The following is a 19,714-nucleotide window of genomic DNA, read 5'->3' as shown; positions in this document are numbered from 1 at the left end:
CCGATCGAGACTCATTGGAACGGCATAAGTTTACCGAGCACCCGACGCCTTGAAGCCGTCGGACCCGGGGCCGCCGCCCACATGTCCCTTCATCAATCCAACAATGAGAAAGAGCAAACCGCTAACCGGCAACTTTCCATCCCCTCTCTTGCAAGAGGAGGAGGAGTGTTACCGATTTGCGATAAACCGCGTTCCGCCGAAGAGCGATGCGCCGTTGATGGAGCCTATTTAGACCGATTCCGCCGGGGGTCAAGCGCGAATCTTCGGCGCGATCCGCAAAAAGCAAAATCCCGCACATTCGCCCTCCTAGCCTGCCTCCATGTCGCTCCTGTGACAGGATCAGGCCCCTACCTCGGGTGCGGCCGGCCTGCCTGCGTAGGCCCGCACGCACTCCTGCAGGAGCAGGCCCACTGCAGACATTCAGGCGCGGGCGTGTGCGCGCCTGTCCAGGATCGCCTTCAACGGATTGGGTTTGGCCGGTCCTACCCGCCGCAGCTGATTCTGATCGTGATGCTCGAACGGATCCGGGCGGCCATGAACGAGCAGCATCGTGCGGATGTCGTAGCTCCAGCTATCTGTGTCGTGGAAGGTCACGTCGATGCGGTAACTGTCGGTGCGAAAACCATATTCCAGGAAGGCGGTCGAGCAGATCCCATATTGGGTCTCGCCGCGCGTCGCCGTCAGGGTCAAATTATCGTCGCCGGGCTTGGCCTGTCCGGACGCCAGCGCCACCTGCCCGCGCGGAATCGCCAACGTCTGCAGGATCAGACCGGTGGCGGGCTCCCACAGCCAATAGCCGACCTGCTCGTGGAAGGTGATGTCCTCTTCCGCCGTGGTGATGTGGATGTGATAGCGCAGGCCATAGAAGAGCTGCGGGCCGTTCGCCTGGGGATCGATCGCGTCGAACGTGATCCGCTCAATGAAGGTGCGGCGCTCGGGCGCATCCGCCTTGGGGTTGATGTCGATGCCCTTATGCGCTTCCCATCGCCCCGCCAGCCGCGCCAATGGACCCAGATTGGCCAATGTATCGGGATCGACCTCGCTGGGTTCCGTAAAGATGTCCTGCGGAAAGGGGTTCATGCCGATCTCCGTTTGCTGGGGCTGACCCACGCTGCGTAACAAGCCGCGCTTTCCGGGCCAACGGGCCATTGCGTTCGCCCGGCGCCTTCGTCACGAACGCTGCAAGTCCTATGATGGGACAAGGAGGGGGTCAGGCGATGAAGATGCGATCTTGGGCGCTCGCGGCATGTTCGGCCTTGGCGTCTCCGCTGTCGGCGGCGTCGCTGCTCCATCCCATGTTCCAGGATCATGGCGTGCTGCAGCGCGATGTGCCCATCCCGGTCTATGGCGATGCGCCTGCTGGAAGCGAGGTGACCGTCACTCTTGGCCGCGCCGCCGCCACGACTCGGGCGGACGCCGCCGGGCATTGGCAGCTTGCTCTCCCCAAGATGACGGCGGGCGGCCCCTACTCGCTCCAAGCCCGCACGGCGGGCGGCGAAACGCAGACGGCGCACGACATTCTGATCGGCGACGTCTTTCTGTGCAGTGGCCAATCCAACATGGCCTTCGCCGTGCGCGGGGCGGAAAATGCCCAGTTCGACATCGCAGCGGCCAAGGATAACGCGATCCGTTCGCTGACGATCGACACGAAGGACAGCCTCGTCCCGCTCGATCGCTTCACCGCACCGGTCGCATGGATTCCGGCCTCGCCGGACACAGTCGGCGCCTTCTCCGCCAGCTGCTACTTCTTCGCGCGGGCGCGCAGGGCGACCATCGACGTCCCGATCGGGATGGTCGTCGCCGCCTGGGGCGGCAGCCGCATGCGTGCGTGGGTCAGCGAAGCCGGCTTGCGCACCGCCGGCGTGGAAACCGCCAATCTCGATCTGCTGGCCTTGCGCCGGACCCAGCCCGAAGCTGCGGACCGGGGCTGGAGCAAGGTGTGGGAAGGCTGGTGGCGCGGGCTGAACCTGCCCGGACAGGCGCCATGGCACCCGGGCTTCGACGCGCGCGCATGGGGCACGGCCCCCGCCGCACTGGGTCCGTGGGCCTTGTGGTACGGCGCCGCGCCCGATGGCTTCACCGGCCAGATGTGGCTGCGGACCGAAGTGTCATTGTCCCCGGCGCAGGCCGCGCAAAGCGCCATCCTCGATCTCGGCGTCGCCAATGAAGAAGATGCGAGCTGGGTCAACGGCGTCGGCGTCGGCGGCACGTCCTGGACGCCGCAGGCGCGCCACCCGATCCCACGCGGCACGCTCCACGCCGGCGTCAATACCATCGTCACCAACATCTTCTGCAGCTGGCGCAATTGTGGCCTGACCGGCCCGGCCGACGGCCGCGCCATCCGCCTGGCCGACGGCACCACTGTGCCGCTCGGCGGGCCCTGGCGTTTCGCTCAGATGGAAAAGGGCGTGATTGCGCCGCAACTCCCCTGGGGGCCCGCCCACGGCGTTTCCGTCATCCACAACGGTATGATCGCCCCGATCGGCCGTTACGCGGTCAAGGCGGCCGTCTGGTATCAGGGCGAATCCGATGTGCATTTCGCGCCGGATTATCAGCGCAATCTCACCGCTCTGATGGCGGACTGGCGCCGCCAGTTCGGAGCCGATCTGCCCTTTCTGATCGTGCAATTGCCGAACTTCGGGCCCTTCCCGGTTACGCCGGCAGAGTCCGAAATGGCGGATATCCGCGAGGCGCAGCGCCGGGCCGCGATCGCCGATCGCCGGGCCGATTATATTGTCACGATCGATATCGGCGATCCCGCCAACATCCACCCGACCAAGAAGCAGGAGGTCGGCCGCCGCCTGGCGCTGAGCGCCGCGCGCATGTTCGACCAAAGCCGCGTGCAATCCGGCCCGCGCGGCGCCCGCATCACCCGCAACGGCCGGATGATCATCGTCCACTTCGACGATGTCAGCGGGACGCTTGTCTCGTATAGCGGCAGCCCAACCGCGTTCGAGCTGTGCGGCGCCGCCGCCGGATCGTGCCGCTTCGTCCCGGCCAAGATCGCCGCGCCGAATGCCGTCATCCTCGATCCAGGGTCCCAGACCGCCACGCGCCTTCGCTATTGCTGGGGCGACAGCCCGATCTGCAATCTTTCCGACGCGTCCACGCTACCCGCCGGCCCGTTCGAATTGCCGATAGGCTGAAGACTCAGCAAAACGGCCGCCCTTCCATGACGGGAGGACGGCCGCTTGCTACGCTACGCTACACCCGGGCGTGGCCCGGCCTACATTACAGCGAGGTCGACTTAATCTTCTCGGCGGCAATGGCGTAGCGGGTCGAGATCGGCTGCGCGACATCGCCGGCGACCTTCATCAGCGTTTCGCTGAGGCGCGACGCTTCGGCGACCATGCTGTCGAACGAGCTCTTGGCGAACTCGCTCTGCAGCTGGAACAGCTCGGTCGGCGACTTGACGCTGGCGAAGCTCTTGAATGCGGCGGTTGCGGCTTCGAAATGCTTCTTGCCATATTCGGCGGCTTCCTGGCCGAGCGACTCGGTCGCCTTGGCGGCAACCTTGGACGATGCGATCACCGCCTCGACATTGCCCTTGGCGAAATCGACCATTTCCTCGCCAAGCTTGGTCGACTTTTCGAACGCGCTCTTGAAACGATTGGAAACGTCGCCGAATGCGGCCTGCGCTTGGTTGGCGGTATCGGTCGGCGAAGTTACGGTAGCCATGTCAATCACTTCCTCGGTTACAGGCGCAGGTTCGACAATGTCGGAAACCGGTGCCTCGATGGGGTCGCTTTGGATGGCCGGCGACGTCACGGCCTCTAGTGTTTCGGCAATCTGCGCAGGCGACGGGGTCAGCTGCGCCACCGCAGCGTCCCCGGCTGCGATGCTCTGGTTCACGGCCTTTTCGGCCTCGATCGAAACCGCCGGCTTCGGCACCGACGACTTGCGTGGCTTGGCAGCCGGCTTCGGATCGACGACGCTCTTGTCGGTCACCCTGGATGCTCCCAACTCTCTTATGCTGCGATGCACAATATAAGAATTTGGTGTCGTTCGCAACCACTTTGTGCGGCGCAACAAAACGTTACATATCAGCAGGATGGTAGCGCTAACGGTGACATGTTCGTGACTGATGGGCCGTAAATCGCGCAGCCTCTACACCGCGCGTAACGTTGCGGAAATGCTGCTAGAAATCGACCTTGTCATAATGGTCGGGCGGCGCGATCACCTCCATCCGCTCGCCCAGCAGCGACCGGAAACTCGGCCGGCTCTTCATGCCGGAATACCAATGACGCGTGCGTTCATGCCCGCGCCAGTCGATGCCGCCGAGATAATCGGAGACCGAGATATGCGCTGCCGCCGCCAGGTCGGCGAGGCTGAACAACGGGCCGCCGATCCAGCGGCGATGATCGAGCAGCCAGTCGATATAATCCAGGTGGCTGTTGGCGAGCCGCATCGCCTCGCGCAGCGCCTTGGCATCGGGCGAGACGCGGTGGACCAGCCGCTTCTCCATCCGTTCGTAGAGCAACGGCCGACCGACCTCGTCATGGAACTTCTGATCGAACCATGCCACCAGCCGGCGCACCTCCGCCCGATTGGCGGCTGTCCCCGGCAACATGACGGTGCGCTCGACGGTTTCTTCCAGATATTCACAGATCGCGTCCGAATCGATCAGCACCAGATTTTGCATGCGATCGACCAGGACGGGGGTCTGCCCGGCAGGGTTCATGTCGATAAATTCGTCGCGCTGGTCCCACGGGCTCTCCCGCACCAGCTCGCACCCCTCCCCCTTTTCGCCCAGCAGAAGGCGAACCTTGCGCGAAAAGGGACAGAGCGGAAATTGATAGAGCTGCCAGGCCATGACCGCCCCTGTTAGGGCCGGCGCGACCAAGGCGAAAGGGGAACGAAAGGGGCCCGCGCCCGCCGCAGACCGCCTTCGCCCGCGCGCTCCATCCCCTCCTGCACAGGAGCGCGCGCCGACAGAATGGCGCGACACATTACAAATGAAACAGCCGGGCTAGTTCCATCACAGTCGCCGCATCAAGATCAATGGAGCGGACGGCGAAAAGCTCGCCCGGTCTGGAGCATGGCTCATCTTGCCGCCCTTTTCGGCAAACTGACAGGTGACGTTCATCTTCGGGGCGCACCATCGTCGGCGATCTGTAAGAGATCATAGGAGGATTTATGAAGGTTTTGGCTTTTAGCATCGCGCTGGCTCTCGGTTCGACCGCCGCGCTGGCGCAAACCACCACTCCGCCTGCAGACACGACGTCGCCCGCGCCGACGACCACGGGCACCGATGCAGGGGTCGGGACGACCACGGGCACGACCGACACGACCGCAACCACGCCCTCGACCACGACTGACACGTCGACCACGCCGGACGATGGCGGCAAGAAGCACAAGCACAAGAAGCCCCGCTAAGCGGGACCGGACAGGGGGAGAAATCCCCCTGTCTTCTTACGGATTTCCTTACACCTCTTAGCATCGGACCTGCCACCCCGCGACACCGCATCTTTTGTCTCGAAGCCGATCGCGGGCCGATACGCTTGCCGCTCCAGGCGAAGCTTGCTTCGCGCCCACGAGCGCGATCAATAGCGCTGACCCGTAGCGCGTTCCCCCGCAGTCGTTCGAAGGATTGCAATATGCCACCTCCGTCCGACGGCCGCTTTGCCCGCTATATCCACGCGAGCATGCCGGCCGGCATCACGTTGCCGCCCGAATTCGTGGCCGCGCTGGAGTGGATGGACGATCATGACTGCGTCCGCAGATCTGCCCGCCGCGAGGGAGTACGTTACGCCACACTCTACCCGGCGCGCGCACCGGAAAGAGGCATGTCCTGCGTGTCGATCCACGCCGTCGATCCGGCAGATGCCGTCTACTGGATGGGAGAAGGTGTCGAAGGCGCTGACCGTCTGGCACCGTTCATTCGCACAGGCGGGGACGGATCCTATGCGGCGTTATGGCGCGACCCCGAAGACAGGCTGCGCTTCGTCCACCTTGGCTCCGGGTCCGGATCGACCTGGGCGGGGGTCATCACGGACGATCCCGTGCAGATGCTGCGCTTTCTCGCCATCGGCTATCCGGAACCTTGCTGGCCAGAGACCTTCGCGGCGACGCCGCTGGAAGCCTATGAAGAAGACGATTTCAGTGACGAAGCGCCCTTCCTTCCGCCGGAACAATTCCAGCAGTGGGTGACGGATCGGTTCGGCGTCACCATTCCGCCGCGCGCGGATGCCCTCATCCACGCTGCGCCAAACATGGATGACCCCAATCCGACCGATCCATTCCTGATTTGGCTCAAGGCCGCGCAAGACAAAGCGGCCTGATGCGCTGGCACGACCGCATCTCAGCGGCGCGTGGCAACACTGCTTTCTAGGCCGCCGGCCGCGGCGGGACGGGACGGAGAATGAAGTCGCGCTGGCGGTCGATCGTCGGCACGGCGCCTTCGCGACGCACCGCCTGTTGAAGCTCCCCGATCACCGCCGGCGACAGCGGCAGATCATGCTCCGCCGGATGCGCCGCCGCCTTCATGGGATGATCCTTGCCCGGCATGCCCGTCAGCTCGATATGCGCGCCGAGCAGGGCCCGAACCGGGTGGGTCGCGGGAAAGGCAGCCGACCGATCGATGCTTGCCCTCCTCCCGCGCGAACGGCTGACGCGCCGCCGTCCGATCCAAACAGGAGCATTTCCACCCCAAAGATTATTGGATTGAACCGTAAACAATTGCGGATCCATAGCGTTCGGGGAGCCGCGATGCCCACAAGAGGAGACCGCGTCAAAAAAGCGATCCGGGCAAGGCATAGCGGAAAGATGCTTACCTTAGCGAACGACCTTGGTGTGGATGAAAGTGCGATCAGCAGATGGAAGAAGGATGGGCCGATCTCCCTGGATCATGCCGCCCGCCTGTGTTTCGTTCTCGATATTTCGCTCGATTGGCTGATACTTGGTCGCGGCAATCCCGAGCTCCATAAGCAACCCCCTTATTCCGCCAGCCAATTGTCATTGGCCTCTGCCGCCGACTTCCTACCCGAAGACGTTCTCGCCAAATTGGTGAATTTTCTTTCAGCCCTGCGAACGCTTTAGCTCTGACAGAAAGCTCTTAGCGATCTTGCACGCCACGCAAGTTCCGATAACTGGCTTGAACCTGGTTCAAGATATCCAATTTGTGCGACTCGCATCGAATAGCTCATGATTTATTTGGCCTTGCAGAAGTGCATCGCCGCATTGATCAGGAGAAAGATGTCATGGCTGGTGTTTTAAACCGATCCGTCGCAAAATCCGGTGCGACAGCGTATCAGGATCATCTCGATCCGCAGAAGTTTCACTACATGCCAAATCGGATAGACTCCATTTTGGGTGAAACAATCCGCGATTTTGGTGTGGAATATTACGGAATTGGCGCTGACGCTTTTTATAAGAATGTCGACGGCGTGATGAAGAATGTCAGCGGCGGCGTCGTGCACGGGCAGGTCGTCCCGGACATCACACCAACGCAGCGCGCAGATTTGCTCGATGAAATCAATAAGGCATACGGTATCGAGGCCTACCTCGTGCCCCTTAATGTCGACAATGCCGCCGTGCAGCCGGTTTTTGCGAATGCCGTTGCGGCAGAGGGACAGGGCTCTTCGTCCACATTCCCATCAACTTTCCAATTCTCGTCTTCGTTTAACTTCGCCATCGCTTCTGGCAACAGCCTGTTTCCGCAGTTGGTTGCCGTGCTCAACAGCGAGAAGGAAGAAGATGTCGGCTCTTTCATCGGCGCCAATTTCACGGGGACGACCAAGCTTTATGGCGATCCGTGGAAGGCCCATATCCGCGCCGATCTGTCACAAGTCTGGGATTATGTCCGCAGCAAGGGTGAAGCCACCCTTTCGGCAGGCTGGCTCAACTTCGGCGCGGCCTGGGACGATGTCGCCCAGGAACTGAAGCGCAACAGCATCATCGAGATGGACTTCATCGAAGGCTCCGGCGGTGCCGAGTTCGGTCGGAATATGCTGGAAGCGACCCGCAAGGTGTTCGAGGCGATCAATGCGCAGATCACCGCGGGCGAGGGCATGTTCCGGTTCGAACCGAATACGACGCCTGAGGCCCCCAAGTCCGAGGGAAGCTGGGGTTCATCGCTCCTTCCTTATGGAGTCGGAGTTAATCTCAGCTTCGCCAGTAACAGTTTCGAACAATCGATCATTTTCGAGGAAACTGTCAGCTTCACCGGCTTCGTTGACTTGCCGCTGATGACGTCAATGAACCTTTCCGCCGTCTGTGATCGCAAGACGGTAGGCATGTTTCTTGACGTTCAAACTGGCAAGAACAGCTGTATCACGCCAGAGATCATGAAAGGCTGGAACGAGCGCGCGAAGAACGAGTTGCGTGCCAAGAAAAAAGTTATCGATGACCTATATCAAATGTTCATCGGTAAAGTCATTACATTTAAAGAATATCAAGAACAGTTGGCCTGGATCAATTTGCAGACATGGTCAGACCCAGCTGATCGCGAAGGCAACCGGATATCTCTTGATCAGGCACGCGCCAACTTCAACTCCTTAATCGAGAGAGCTGTGCTGAAACGCCGCCGTTGAGCAAGCCGTTTTCGATCATTCGTTATCATAGGACTGTTTCACCACAGCGTCTCATTGACGTATGGACGAGGCAGACAGGAGTTTATGCAATGAAATACGCACTTCTATTTCTTATCGGGCTGTTGAGTGCGGCGCCCGCAATTGCGGATCCAATACCCTGCACATCAACCCCTAGCGCGGCCGTTTCCCATTTCGTGACGCACAACAACGAATATGGCGGGCACGTCAATGCACACGTCCTGGGTCAGACCCCGCCGAACGGCTATAGCCAATTCAACAGGACGCTGTTCGCCAGCGACGTCATCTACGAACAAGCTTGGACCGCGCTGGAGAATGATGATCCTCCATTATACTGCGTCGAAAGCCCGCAAATCGGTGCGGAGGCCGCGAGATCGATCCAGCTAGACCTTAATTCGAGGCAATGTACGAACGCAAATATTGCGGGCGTGTGCACAGCCAGCAACGCGGTCGTTACCCGTTACGTCCGATTCACGTTCCGGGCGGTACCGAAAGGGCAGGGTAGCCAAGGAGCCAAATGGATCTTGTACACCGCATACCCTGCCGCCACACCCTGAGATCAACCTGATATTGGGACATATTTGATCAGCCGGCCGGGCGATGTCCCGGCCGGCTTATCGTCGCCATCCTTGCGGGGCGCTCATTGTACCGCCGGCCGCGGCGGAACGGGATAGAGAATGAAGTCGCGCTGGCGGTCGATCGTCGGCACGGCGCCTTCGCGACGCACCGCCTGTTGAAGCTCCCCGATCACCGCCGGCGACAGCGGCAATTCATGCTCCGCCGGATGCGCCGCCGCCTTCATCGGATAGTCTTCGCCGGGCGTGCGCGTCATCTCGATATGCGCGCCGAGCAGGGCCCGAACCGGGTGGGTCGCGGCAAAGGCAGCCAGCCGATCGGTGCTCGCTTGGAATGCCGCGAACATATTGAGCGGCACATAGAGCCGTCCGGGATACAGCATATCGCCGGAGAATAGCAGCCGCGTGCGCGCATCGTAGACCATGATGTGCGCCGGCTCATGCCCTGGCGTCGGCAGGATATCGAGCATGCGGCCGCCCAGATCGAACCGGCTCGGCCCGTTCGGCCAGTTGTCGATGTGGAAGAATGCGGCGACCGCCTCGGGTTTCAGGCCGACGACATCGGTGTCCGGCCGATCGAGAAACTCCTTGTCCCCCGCATGATGATCGCCATGGCCATGCGAATGCGCCACGATCAGGCGGACAGGCTTTTCCCCATGCTTCGCCTGCCAATCCACTATCAGTCGGTCGACGGTAGGACGGATCCGCAGGCCCCCTGCTCCGCTGTCGATCAGCAAGGCGCGGTCCTCGCCGAACAGCAGGTAGAGAAAGGGCGCCTCGAAATTGGTTTTCACCGACTGGCGGATGACGAACGTGTCTGCATCGATCGCCTGCACCTGCGTCTCCGGCTCGCTTGCCGTCGTCCCATCGATCCAGGGACGAAATTGGGGCGCGTCCGGTGGCGGTGCCGCGGCGGTCAGCAGAAGCGCTGCGCCCGCCAGGAGCAGGGAGCCAGGAGAACGGACGGCGCGCAGAAAGGCAGGGGTCATGCGCCGGTGGTACCGATCCTGATCGCCCCGGAAAGGTGGATTTGCCCTATTGCACCGCGTTCCGTCTTAGGCATCCGCGCCGGAGGGTATCCTCTTGGCAACGGCGCTCCGCACGCGCCGCTCCTCTCGCATCAGGATCCGCCGCGGGAGTAGCGCCCCGGCCCTTCGCCTCCCGCAATCTTCGCGCGGTGTGTCATGCTACGGCTAGGACGATCTTGCCTTGAATGCTCCCCTTGGCCGCACGCGCATGCGCCTGCGCTGCTTCGTGCAAGGGGAAGACGCTGTCGATCCCGACCTGCACAAGCCCCTCATCCAGCAGCCGACCTGCCTCTCGCAATTGGGCGCCGCTGGAGCGAACCTGGGTCGTCGACACGTGCACACCCAATCTTTCCGCCTCGGCATATCCGGCGAAGCCCAGCGGATTGACCAGAAACAGCGCGCCGCCCGGCTTCAGAACGTGCAGGAGCCGCTCCATGTCGGCGCCGCCGACCGCATCGAACACAAGGTCGGCATCGCGAACCATGTCCTCGACCGCGCGCGTTCGATAATCGATGAACTGATCGACGCCGAAATCACGCATCAACGCCGCATTCTTGGCCGACGCCACGGCGATCACGCGCGCACCCTGCCACCTGGCCAACTGGACGGCGATATGCCCGACCCCGCCGCCAGCGCCGTTGATCACCACCGTCTTGCCCGTAAGCGGCACCGGCTGATGCGCAAAGGACTGAAACGGGTTCGGCGCGTCATGGCCCAGGTCGATCAAAAACTGCCACGCCGTCAGCAGTGACATCGGCGCGCCGGCCGCCCGAATATGGTCGATGCCGGCCGGCTTGAGCGCCAGCTCTCCTGCGGGAACGCTGACATATTCGGCATAGCCATTGCTGCCGGTCATCACCGCTTCGGGGAAGCGCACCATCGCATACACCTCGTCGCCGATTGCGAAGCTGTCGACATCGGCGCCGACCGCCGCGACCACGCCGGAAATATCCGTGCCCAGGATGAGCGGAAATACTGGCTCGGGCCGCCATTCCGGCGGCAGGGCACGATAGCCATCGCGCAAATACCAGTCCGGCGGGTTGAGGCCGGCGGCCTTGACGCGAACGAGCACCTCGCCGGGCTTGGCCTGTGGCCGTGGGGCGTCCTCATACCGTAATATGTCGGGCCCACCGAATGCGTGCAGCCTGACGGCCTTCATCCCGTCTTCCATCATCGTGTCGCCTCCAATCCAACGCTTGGATGCAATTTAAAGGCTGCAGGAAGATTGATAATCCGGCTGCAAAGCACTTTACTCATTCCATGAAGGAACAAATCGCACTGGATCGGCTGACTGGCCTGATTGCCTTTGCGCGGGCGGCCTCGCTGGGAAGCTACAGCGCCGCGGCGCGGGCGCTGTCCGTGTCACCCTCGGCCATCAGCAAGAGCATCCAGCGGCTCGAACAGCGGCTGGGACTGTCCCTGTTCACGCGCACGACGCGCTCGCTCACGCTAACGCCGGAAGGACGGGACCTGCATGAACGGGCGTTGCGCCTGCTGCGCGAGGCGGAGGAGATCGAGCAGAGCGCATTGCGCGCGCGATCCGAACCGGCCGGTACGCTGCGCATCGCCACATCCTTGCCGATCGGACTGCACCTCATCGCACCGGCACTCCCCGCGTTTCGGCAAGCCTATCCGAAACTTGCGATCGATCTCCGGCTGAGCGACCGGATGGTGGACCTGATCGAGGAAGGGATCGATGTCGCCATACGGATCGGCGACCTTGCCGATAGCCGTCTATTGTCACGCAAGCTGGCGCCGCATCGGCTCGGCTGCTTCGCCTCCCCTTCCTATGTCGCGGCGCGCGGCACCCCGCTGCACCCGGACGAGCTGGGCGCGCATGACACGGTCAATCTGCGGTATCAAAGTTCCGGCCAGACCTTCCGATGGCCGTTCCGGATGGGGGATCGCGAGATTGAGATCCTGCCCGAATCAGCGATCGTCGCCGATTCCAGCGATGCGGTCATCGCCATGCTCGTAGCAGGAGGCGGGATTGGCATCGCTACCTCTTTTGCCGCTGCAGCACATGTGCGACAGGGCACATTGGTGCCGGTGCTGCGCAACTATGCGGTTGATCGCAGCAATATTACGGCGCTCTGGCCGGAGAGCCGGCGCGCCAATCCTGCCGTTCGCGCCTTTCTCGCTCTACTTCAGACGACGGTCGTCGCACGATTGGCAGCGTCCCATCCGCTTTGATCTCCTCCGGGAAGACCCGCCAGAAATGATCCTGCCAGCGGTCCCAATCTTCCACGATCGGCACAGTAAGAAGTTCTAGGTTTTCGCCCGCGAAGTTGAAGCCGATCCCGATGAAAAGATTTGGGATAAGAGGCTGAAGAAGGTAGCGAGGTCTCAGCCGAAGCCCGAGGAGCCGGACCAGTGATCGCCGCCGAGATCCTACTATCACTCCTTGACGCACTGTCAGGTTCACCAGGGCCGGGTGATCCAAAGCCCAATAAAAGCAGGGGCCGGCAATGGGCGCGCTGGGGCCTCGGCGTCATGGTGTTGACCGGACTAGCGTGGCTCCTCTGGTTCGGTCCCATTAGCTAAGTTGCAAGCTCTGTGAGCACCCTCGACAAGGCGATTATATATCTTGCAAACACGCTTGAGAACGTACGCGGCGCTGATGGTTCAACGCGAAACTTAGCGCTCGTTAGGCGCGAGGGCGGCGTCGCCGACGTATGCCCGCCCACTCGCATCAAGCTGTGGTACAAGGTGACGAGAATTCCGTTGTCGGCTCTCCTGAAGCCGACGTGCGAGAGCCGGTGCGGGATTTGGAGATAGGCCGATGAGCGACGAACCCACCCAGCTCGACAAGTTCAAAGCCCTTGCCCGCGAGGCCGAAGCCGATCCCGACCAAAAGGCGTGGGATGAGCGGCTAAAGAAGGTGGCAAAGCAGAGGCCAGCGCCGGAGAAGCCGGAGTGACGCCGGAACGATGGTTTGGCCTGGTTGGCCTTGCCGTCGTCGCAGTGTTTCTATGGCATTCTTTCTCGTCGCGAGCTTTCCCCGGTCGTTTCCCGTGGACGTGGTACGAGCGAGACAGCGACGCGTCCGGCTTTTGGGTTGCGGCGACGGGATGGTCGGCATTCGGTATCGTCTGCCTGCTGCTCCTCATTCGAGGATGAGTTTGCAAACTACATAATCGCGCTCGACAAATGAGAACATATTGAGCGCGTAGGTAGTGCGATGTGGCACGCTCGCCGCTCGGGAGAACGGCTTTTAGCGCCGATATTCAGATCGCATCTTCGCGCATGCGGTGGCGCCGCAATCGCTCGCCCAGGCAATCATCAAGTTCATTTCTGGTGTTTTTTGATTTCCGCACCGCGGATGGGTGCGTGGGGGGGCGTCGACGCCCCATCGGCTACGCCGCTTCGTCTTCCTTCAGACGCACCCATACATCGACCGGCGTCGCGAACTTGCCAGGCGCGGGCTTGCCCACATCCACGCGCAGCGCGCTGACCCGTTCGCCCGTTTCCAGATGAAAGGCGGTTCCGATGAAGGGCATCCGCCCGAACATATGTTTCTGGATCTGCTGGCCGGTGGCCGCATTCATGATGGTCGCTTTGATACTCATCCGGCGCGGATAGCGATGCGGCGGGCAGCGTGTCGATGCGCGGTTTGGACTTGTCCCCAACATTATTGCGGGCGCCCACGGATCGCTGTTCGCAAGTTGCACAATCCGGTCGAGCGGCCCAACTTGGGAAATGGCCGCTTTTCAACCTCAGTTGCCGTTCCTGATCGCTGACAATCCAAAGACCATCTTAATCAACGGTCCCCCCGTCCAGATCACCGACGCATTGTGCGTCCGGATCCGTCTTCGCCATGCGCTGCAGTTCCGCTGTCCGAGCGACAATCCCGGGAACGATCGCATCCGGGCCAACCGGATAGGTTTTGAGGAGACGCACAGCCCACGCATAATGCGCGGCACCGGCACGACAATCGTTGCTCCCGCCATCGCCCTCGCCCCAGACCTTTCGCCAGGGGCTTCGACCGGCGCGCTGTAGGATGGCCTGAAAATCACCGATGGGCCCAGTCGCCTGCACATAGGCTATTGCACGTGTGCCCGCATGAAGGACGCGTAATCGCCGAATGATGAAACGCGATTGCGGGCTGTCGTCACCCGCGTGCAGCGTCTTCATGATCGCGGTACGCTCGGCCGTGCCCGGAGCCGGGGTGTAAACGGCCGGCGCTGCTGGCGCCGCCACCACCGCATGGGGCGCCACCAGCAGCAGCGTTGCCATGCTCTTCCCATACCACCGCAACATATCAAATCCCTCGCCTGACGGAGCGGCGTCCCCTGCCCGAAACTGATGACCGCACACTAGGATGTGCGCAGCGCGATCCATGTCACGCATTTACCGGTCAATCGGTCCCCCATGCATGGCGCCTTTCTGTCAGCGGGTCTGCCATCATAGGTTGCCGCGACCACCCCAGCAGGCGCGTGGCCGACGGTAACGCCGGTCGCGCGTCGCCCACCAGACGCTGAAACTCGGTGGCGTTATCGTATAAGCGCCATTGGCGGGGGTGGTCAGGCTCTACCGTCTGCACGAGTGGAAATACTAGACCAGCCGCCGGACTGACGCGCCCTCACAAGTCTTAGACGCCAGGTTGACATCTTATCATCTATAGATTGTCGCTTTATTGAGAGAGCCAAATTTTTAGGCAGTCATCTAAGACAATAAGGCTGGCAGGTATGAGCGACTTCGTTTCTTGGCTAGAAGCTCACGATAAGCTCGCGGGTTGGGCACAATTTGCCGGGGCCATGCTAGCCCTAGCACTCACTTATTTAACCGCTTTCGTGCCGATCTGGCACCGCAAGCGCCAACTAGGAAATGCGGCTCTTAGATTATTAGCGAACGGCTACGAGGTCCTGGAAAGTTACCATCGCACCACTCCCAAGTTTCTGCCGGAATCTCTGACACTACGCGGGGCGGCCTTAGCGGTAGGCGGCGTAATCGACGAAATAAACCGCTTTCCAATTTACGAACTCGATGATCAGGGAAGCCGGTCTGCGGCACGCCATCTCATCGCGATGAGTGGTAATTTGACAGCAACCAAACTGATCTTCGAACACACAGCAGCGGACATAGAAGGTCGCCAAGCTACGGAAGAGGAGCGTGATATGCTCGTCGACTTCCTAGCGGAGCGGCTCGAGTTCGTGCGAAAGATGCTCACTGGCGAGGAACTGAAGCGGCCTGAATGGCCGGGCTCGATCGATCGGATGTAGAGTGCGCCCCGCGCGCCTGGCGAGCGTTCGCCCTCGACAAATGAGAACATATAGGGTACGTGACGAGCTCGCATTCGCAAAGTTCGCCGCCAGGGAGGGTAAGTTTCTCGCGCCGATATCCGGATCGCATCTCCATGCGCACGACGACGGCCCGAACCCTCGCCTACCAAATCATCAAGTTCGTTTCTGGTGTTTTTTCGATTTTCCCCTTCGTGGAGGGGTGGGGCGGAGGCGCGCACGCCCCCGCCCTTCCGGCTCATTCCGCCGCGACGAACTCCGCCTCGGGCTCGTCTTCCAGCGGCTGCTGCAGACGGGTGAGCATTTCCTTCGGCACGATTTGCCAGAAACGATCCCGCCAGCGGTCCCAATCGTCCAGGATCGCGTTGGACCAGCGGCTGTCCGTCTTCGTCGCATGCAGCGCGATCAGCGATTTGAGCCGGGCCTCCCAATAGACCGATCCCAGCCGGCGCCAGACAATGCTCTCGTCATTGGCGCGCTCGGCGAAGCGGCCGTCATCGTCCAGCACGAACGCCATGCCGCCGGTCATGCCTGCCCCGAAAGTCTCGCCCGTGCGGCCGAGGATCACGGCGGTGCCGCCGGTCATATATTCGCAGCCATTCGCGCCACAGCCTTCGACCACCACCGTCGCGCCCGAGTTGCGCACCGCGAAGCGCTCGCCCGCCTGCCCTGCCGCCAGCAACGTGCCGCTGGTCGCACCATACAGTACCGTGTTGCCGATGATCGTATTGGCCTTGCTGTCGAGCTGGCTGGAGACCATCGGCCGGACGACGATCGTCCCGCCCGAAAGCCCCTTGCCGACATAGTCATTGGCCTCGCCGAACACTTCCAGCGTCACGCCCTTGACGGCGAAGGCGCCGAGCGACTGGCCGGCCGACCCGCGCAGGCGGATATGGACATGGCCGTCCGCAAGCGCGGTCATGCCGAACTTGCTGGTGATCTCCGCCGAAAGCCGCGTTCCGACCGCACGGTGCGTGTTGCGCACCGTGTAGGTCAGCTGCATCTTCTCACGCCGCGCGAACACGGGCGCGGCGTCCTTGATCATCTGCGCATCCAGGCTGTCCGGCACGTCGTTGCGGAACGTGTTCAGGTTGAAGCGGCGATGATGATCGGGCGCGTCCACCTTGGCGAGGATCGGGTTGAGATCCAGGTCGTCGAGATGCTCGGCGCCACGGCTGACCTGACGCAGCAATTCGGTGCGGCCGATTACCTCGTCCAGGCTCTTATAGCCAAGCCGCGCCAATATCTCGCGCACTTCCTCCGCGATGAACGTCATCAGGTTGATGACCTTCTCTGGCGTGCCCACGAACTTCGATCGCAGCGCCTCATCCTGCGTGCACACGCCGACCGGGCAGGTGTTCGAATGGCATTGGCGCACCATGATGCAGCCCATCGCCACCAGGCTCAATGTGCCGATGCCGAATTCCTCCGCGCCCAGGATCGCGGCGATGACGATGTCACGCCCGGTCTTGAGACCCCCGTCGGTGCGCAGCTTCACGCGATGGCGCAGGCCGTTGAGCGTCAGCACCTGGTTGACCTCGGACAGGCCCATTTCCCACGGTGTGCCGGCATATTTGATGCTGGTCTGCGGGGACGCGCCGGTGCCGCCGACATGGCCCGCGACCAGGATCGCGTCGGCATGCGCCTTGGCGACGCCCGCCGCGACCGTGCCGATGCCGGCCGAGCTGACCAGCTTCACGCACACCCGTGCGCGCGGGTTGATCTGCTTCAGGTCGTAGATGAGCTGCGCCAGATCCTCGATCGAATAGATGTCGTGGTGCGGCGGCGGCGAGATCAGCGTCACGCCCGGCGTCGAATGCCGCAGCTTGGCGATGAACTCGGTCACCTTGAAGCCGGGCAATTGCCCGCCCTCGCCCGGCTTGGCGCCCTGCGCGACCTTGATCTCCAGCTCCTCGGCCGAGCCCAGATATTCGGCGGTGACGCCGAACCGGCCCGACGCGATCTGCTTGATCACGCTGTTGGCATTGTCGCCATTTTCGTACGGCGTGTAGCGGACCTTGTCCTCGCCGCCCTCGCCCGACACCGCCTTCGCGCCGATCCGGTTCATCGCGATGGCGAGCGTTTCGTGCGCTTCGGGCGACAGCGCGCCCAGGCTCATGCCCGGCGTGACGAAGCGCTTGCGGATCTCGGTGATCGCCTCGACGCTGTCGATCGGCGCCGGCTCCTTCGCCCAGTTGAACTCGAGCAGATCGCGCAGATAGATGGGCGGCAGATCGCGCACGCCGCGCGAGAATTGCAGATATTGGCTGTAGCTGTCGGTCGAGACCGCCGTCTGCAACAAATGCATGAGCTGCGCCGAATAAGCATGGCTCTCGCCACCCGCGCGCTGGCGGTAAAAGCCGCCGACCGGCAGCACAGACGTGCCGCCGTCGAACGCCTTTTCGTGACGGATGCGGCCGGAGAGCTGGAGCGAGGCATAGCCCTCGCCCGAAATCTTGGCCGGCATGCCCGGGAAGAAATCGTTCACCAGCGCACGGCTCAAGCCCACCGCCTCGAAATTATAGCCGCCGCGATAGGAGGAGATCACCGCGATCCCCATCTTGCTCATGATCTTGAGCAGCCCATCGTCGATCGCCTTGCGCCAGCGCGTGAAGCAGTCGGCAAGGCTCAAATCGCCGAACAGCCCACGTCCGTGGCGATCCGCAATCGCCGCCTCCGCCAGATAGGCGTTCACGGTCGTCGCACCGACGCCGATCAGAACCGCATAATAATGCGTGTCGAGGCACTCGGCCGAACGCACGTTGATCGACGCATAGGAACGCAGGCCCTGGCGGACGAGGTGCGTGTGCACCGCCGCGGCGGCGAGCACCATCGCGATCGCGATCCGATCCGGCCCGACATTCTCGTCGGTCAGGAACAACTCGCTCTTGCCTTCGCGTACCGCCTGCTCGGCCTCACGCCGCACGCGCGTGATCGCCTGGCGCAGCGCGTCCGGGCTCTCATCGTCGGCCGCATAGGTGCAGTCGATCGTCGCGTGCGCCGATCCGAAATAGCCCTTCAGCGTCGCCCAGTCGCGCGATGTCAGCACCGGCGAATCCAGCACGAGCACACCCGATTGCTGGGCGTCGACATCCAGGATGTTGGCGAGGTTCCCGAACCGCGTCTTCAGGCTCATCACGCGGGTTTCGCGCAGGCTGTCGATCGGCGGGTTGGTGACCTGGCTGAAATTCTGGCGGAAGAAGTTGCTAATCAGCCGCGGCTTGTCGGAAATGACCGCCAACGGCGTATCGTCGCCCATCGATCCGATCGCCTCCTTGGCCTGCTCGACCTGGGGGCTCAGGATCAGCTCCATATCCTCCATCGTCTGGCCCGCCGCGATCTGGCGGCGGATCAGTTCGCTGCGGCTCCATTGCGGCAGATGCTCGCCTTCGGGCACCGGCAAATCGGCCATCATGCGGAAGCTGGAGACCCATTCGCCGTAGGGTGCCTCGGCCGCGATCCGCGCCTTGACCTCGGCATCCTCGTAGAACCGCCCTTCCTCCAGATCGATCGCGATCATCTGGCCCGGCCCCAGCGCGCCCTTGGCGATGGCCGAGCTCTCCGGCACGACGACCATGCCCGCTTCCGATCCGACGATCAGCAGATTGTCTGCCGTGCGCAGCGTGCGCAGCGGCCGCAGCGCGTTGCGGTCGACGCCCGCCACCACCCAGCGGCCATCGGTCATCGCCAGCGCGGCGGGCCCGTCCCACGGCTCCATCACGCTCGCGAAATAATTGTACATGTCCTCCACCGGCTGCGGCAGGTCGCTGTCCTGCCACGCTTCCGGCACGAGCATCAGCTTGGCGGTCGGCGCATCGCGGCCCGAGCGGCAGATGGTTTCGAACACCGCATCCAGCGCCGCGGTGTCGGATGCGCCTGCGGGGATGACAGGCTTCACGTCTTCGGAATGCATCCCGAAGGCGAGGCTCGCCATCTTGATCTCGTGGCTCTTCATCCAGTTCTTGTTGCCGCGGATCGTGTTGATCTCGCCGTTATGCGCAAGGCAGCGGAACGGCTGCGCCAGCCACCATTGCGGGAAGGTGTTGGTCGAATAACGCTGGTGGAAGATCGCCACCCGGCTGACGAACCGCTCGTCCTTCAGGTCCGGGTAGAAGACCGACAAGTCCTCGGCGAGGAACAGCCCCTTGTAGATGATCGAGCGGCAGCTGAGCGAACAGATGTAGCAGCCCTGGATCTGCGCCTCGATCAGCTTCTTCTCGATCCGGCGGCGGACCAGATACAGCTTCTTCTCGAACTCGGCCGCGCTTTCATCGTCCGGCAGCGGCCCGGCGATCATGATCTGCTCGATCTCGGGGCGCGTC

18 protein-coding genes are annotated in these 19,714 nt (G+C 62.4%); 9 read left to right on the top strand and 9 right to left on the bottom strand.

Translation table 11 applies throughout. The annotated features are described in order from the left end of the window. Nucleotides 1-420: 420 nt before the first annotated feature. On the bottom strand, nt 421-1,080 hold the full coding sequence (locus tag ACOJSI_RS01115; protein ID WP_420136409.1) for an FABP family protein: 660 nt from the start codon (nt 1,078-1,080) through the stop codon (nt 421-423). A gap of 137 nt (nt 1,081-1,217) precedes the next feature. Between ACOJSI_RS01115 and ACOJSI_RS01110 the strand changes: the two genes are divergently transcribed. Then, nucleotides 1,218-3,146: a sialate O-acetylesterase gene (locus tag ACOJSI_RS01110; protein WP_420136408.1), complete on the top strand. Its 1,929-nt coding sequence runs from the start codon at nt 1,218-1,220 to the stop codon at nt 3,144-3,146. A gap of 85 nt (nt 3,147-3,231) precedes the next feature. Here ACOJSI_RS01110 and ACOJSI_RS01105 read toward each other — a convergent pair whose 3' ends face one another. Continuing rightward, nucleotides 3,232-3,948 carry a phasin family protein gene (locus tag ACOJSI_RS01105; RefSeq protein ID WP_420136407.1) on the bottom strand — a complete coding sequence of 239 codons (717 nt, stop codon included), beginning with the start codon at nt 3,946-3,948 and terminating at the stop codon, nt 3,232-3,234. Between the two features lie 190 nt (nt 3,949-4,138). After that, nucleotides 4,139-4,813 (bottom strand): glutathione S-transferase family protein, encoded by a 675-nt coding sequence (locus ACOJSI_RS01100; RefSeq protein WP_420136406.1) that lies wholly within the window; start codon nt 4,811-4,813, stop codon nt 4,139-4,141. A gap of 323 nt (nt 4,814-5,136) precedes the next feature. On the opposite strand from ACOJSI_RS01100, the gene ACOJSI_RS01095 reads away from it, so the two are divergent. Together ACOJSI_RS01095 and ACOJSI_RS01090 are read left to right on the top strand one after the other, a co-directional pair. Beyond that, a complete protein-coding gene (locus ACOJSI_RS01095) occupies nt 5,137-5,376 on the top strand; it encodes a hypothetical protein (RefSeq protein WP_420136405.1) in 240 nt (79 codons plus the stop codon). Between the two features lie 221 nt (nt 5,377-5,597). Beyond that, nucleotides 5,598-6,281, top strand: a complete 684-nt coding sequence (locus ACOJSI_RS01090; protein ID WP_420136404.1) for a hypothetical protein — start codon at nt 5,598-5,600, stop codon at nt 6,279-6,281. 46 nt (nt 6,282-6,327) lie between these two features. Here ACOJSI_RS01090 and ACOJSI_RS01085 read toward each other — a convergent pair whose 3' ends face one another. Further along, entirely contained in the window at nt 6,328-6,486 is a 159-nt protein-coding gene (locus tag ACOJSI_RS01085; protein WP_420136403.1) for a hypothetical protein, read from the bottom strand. On the opposite strand from ACOJSI_RS01085, the gene ACOJSI_RS01080 reads away from it, so the two are divergent. The 3 genes from ACOJSI_RS01080 (at nt 6,469) to ACOJSI_RS01070 (ending at nt 9,106) form a co-directional block, all read left to right on the top strand. Then, nucleotides 6,469-7,038, top strand: coding sequence for a helix-turn-helix domain-containing protein (locus ACOJSI_RS01080; protein WP_420136402.1), 570 nt, complete (start codon nt 6,469-6,471; stop codon nt 7,036-7,038). The genes ACOJSI_RS01085 and ACOJSI_RS01080 overlap by 18 nt on opposite strands. Nucleotides 7,039-7,166: 128 nt before the next feature. Next, entirely contained in the window at nt 7,167-8,531 is a 1,365-nt protein-coding gene (locus ACOJSI_RS01075) for a hypothetical protein (RefSeq protein ID WP_420136401.1), read from the top strand. A gap of 89 nt (nt 8,532-8,620) precedes the next feature. Next, entirely contained in the window at nt 8,621-9,106 is a 486-nt protein-coding gene (locus tag ACOJSI_RS01070) for a hypothetical protein (RefSeq protein ID WP_420136400.1), read from the top strand. An 83-nt stretch (nt 9,107-9,189) separates the two neighbouring features. Here the strand turns inward: ACOJSI_RS01070 and ACOJSI_RS01065 are convergent, their stop codons facing one another. Beyond that, entirely contained in the window at nt 9,190-10,113 is a 924-nt protein-coding gene (locus ACOJSI_RS01065) for an MBL fold metallo-hydrolase (RefSeq protein WP_420136399.1), read from the bottom strand. A 193-nt stretch (nt 10,114-10,306) separates the two neighbouring features. Beyond that, a complete protein-coding gene (locus ACOJSI_RS01060; protein WP_420136398.1) occupies nt 10,307-11,311 on the bottom strand; it encodes an NADP-dependent oxidoreductase in 1,005 nt (334 codons plus the stop codon). Nucleotides 11,312-11,412: 101 nt separating this feature from the next. Here ACOJSI_RS01060 and ACOJSI_RS01055 point away from each other — a divergent pair, with 101 nt between their 5' ends. After that, nucleotides 11,413-12,345 carry a LysR substrate-binding domain-containing protein gene (locus ACOJSI_RS01055; RefSeq protein ID WP_420136397.1) on the top strand — a complete coding sequence of 311 codons (933 nt, stop codon included), beginning with the start codon at nt 11,413-11,415 and terminating at the stop codon, nt 12,343-12,345. A gap of 589 nt (nt 12,346-12,934) precedes the next feature. Further along, nucleotides 12,935-13,072, top strand: coding sequence for a hypothetical protein (locus tag ACOJSI_RS01050; protein WP_420136396.1), 138 nt, complete (start codon nt 12,935-12,937; stop codon nt 13,070-13,072). 436 nt (nt 13,073-13,508) lie between these two features. On the opposite strand, the gene ACOJSI_RS01045 is transcribed toward ACOJSI_RS01050, so the two are convergent. Both ACOJSI_RS01045 and ACOJSI_RS01040 read right to left on the bottom strand, forming a co-directional pair. Next, nucleotides 13,509-13,721, bottom strand: a complete 213-nt coding sequence (locus ACOJSI_RS01045) for a hypothetical protein (RefSeq protein ID WP_420136395.1) — start codon at nt 13,719-13,721, stop codon at nt 13,509-13,511. Nucleotides 13,722-13,908: 187 nt separating this feature from the next. Further along, nucleotides 13,909-14,412, bottom strand: coding sequence for a hypothetical protein (locus ACOJSI_RS01040; RefSeq protein WP_420136394.1), 504 nt, complete (start codon nt 14,410-14,412; stop codon nt 13,909-13,911). 428 nt (nt 14,413-14,840) lie between these two features. Between ACOJSI_RS01040 and ACOJSI_RS01035 the strand changes: the two genes are divergently transcribed. Continuing rightward, entirely contained in the window at nt 14,841-15,374 is a 534-nt protein-coding gene (locus tag ACOJSI_RS01035; RefSeq protein ID WP_420136393.1) for a hypothetical protein, read from the top strand. A 256-nt stretch (nt 15,375-15,630) separates the two neighbouring features. Here ACOJSI_RS01035 and gltB read toward each other — a convergent pair. Then, nucleotides 15,631-19,714 (bottom strand): glutamate synthase large subunit (gltB, locus tag ACOJSI_RS01030; protein ID WP_420136392.1); only part of this gene is annotated, 4,084 nt, incomplete at its 5' end.

Origin of the sequence: Sphingomonas sp. (genome assembly GCF_048595155.1) — a bacterium.
GTDB lineage: Bacteria > Pseudomonadota > Alphaproteobacteria > Sphingomonadales > Sphingomonadaceae > Sphingomonas_I.
This window is presented reverse-complemented; position numbering and strand designations above follow the sequence as displayed.

What these genes read in the sequence shown, in the direction of transcription:
- ACOJSI_RS01115 (WP_420136409.1), bottom strand. Translation starts at nt 1,080, where the DNA reads ATGAACCCCTTTCCGCAGGACATCTTTACGGAACCCAGCGAGGTCGAT.
- ACOJSI_RS01110 (WP_420136408.1), top strand. Translation starts at nt 1,218, where the DNA reads ATGAAGATGCGATCTTGGGCGCTCGCGGCATGTTCGGCCTTGGCGTCT.
- ACOJSI_RS01100 (WP_420136406.1), bottom strand. Translation starts at nt 4,813, where the DNA reads ATGGCCTGGCAGCTCTATCAATTTCCGCTCTGTCCCTTTTCGCGCAAG.
- ACOJSI_RS01095 (WP_420136405.1), top strand. Translation starts at nt 5,137, where the DNA reads ATGAAGGTTTTGGCTTTTAGCATCGCGCTGGCTCTCGGTTCGACCGCC.
- ACOJSI_RS01090 (WP_420136404.1), top strand. Translation starts at nt 5,598, where the DNA reads ATGCCACCTCCGTCCGACGGCCGCTTTGCCCGCTATATCCACGCGAGC.
- ACOJSI_RS01080 (WP_420136402.1), top strand. Translation starts at nt 6,469, where the DNA reads ATGCGCCGCCGCCTTCATGGGATGATCCTTGCCCGGCATGCCCGTCAG.
- ACOJSI_RS01085 (WP_420136403.1), bottom strand. Translation starts at nt 6,486, where the DNA reads ATGAAGGCGGCGGCGCATCCGGCGGAGCATGATCTGCCGCTGTCGCCG.
- ACOJSI_RS01070 (WP_420136400.1), top strand. Translation starts at nt 8,621, where the DNA reads ATGAAATACGCACTTCTATTTCTTATCGGGCTGTTGAGTGCGGCGCCC.
- ACOJSI_RS01065 (WP_420136399.1), bottom strand. Translation starts at nt 10,113, where the DNA reads ATGACCCCTGCCTTTCTGCGCGCCGTCCGTTCTCCTGGCTCCCTGCTC.
- ACOJSI_RS01060 (WP_420136398.1), bottom strand. Translation starts at nt 11,311, where the DNA reads ATGAAGGCCGTCAGGCTGCACGCATTCGGTGGGCCCGACATATTACGG.
- ACOJSI_RS01055 (WP_420136397.1), top strand. Translation starts at nt 11,413, where the DNA reads ATGAAGGAACAAATCGCACTGGATCGGCTGACTGGCCTGATTGCCTTT.
- ACOJSI_RS01050 (WP_420136396.1), top strand. Translation starts at nt 12,935, where the DNA reads ATGAGCGACGAACCCACCCAGCTCGACAAGTTCAAAGCCCTTGCCCGC.
- ACOJSI_RS01045 (WP_420136395.1), bottom strand. Translation starts at nt 13,721, where the DNA reads ATGAGTATCAAAGCGACCATCATGAATGCGGCCACCGGCCAGCAGATC.
- ACOJSI_RS01040 (WP_420136394.1), bottom strand. Translation starts at nt 14,412, where the DNA reads ATGTTGCGGTGGTATGGGAAGAGCATGGCAACGCTGCTGCTGGTGGCG.
- ACOJSI_RS01035 (WP_420136393.1), top strand. Translation starts at nt 14,841, where the DNA reads ATGAGCGACTTCGTTTCTTGGCTAGAAGCTCACGATAAGCTCGCGGGT.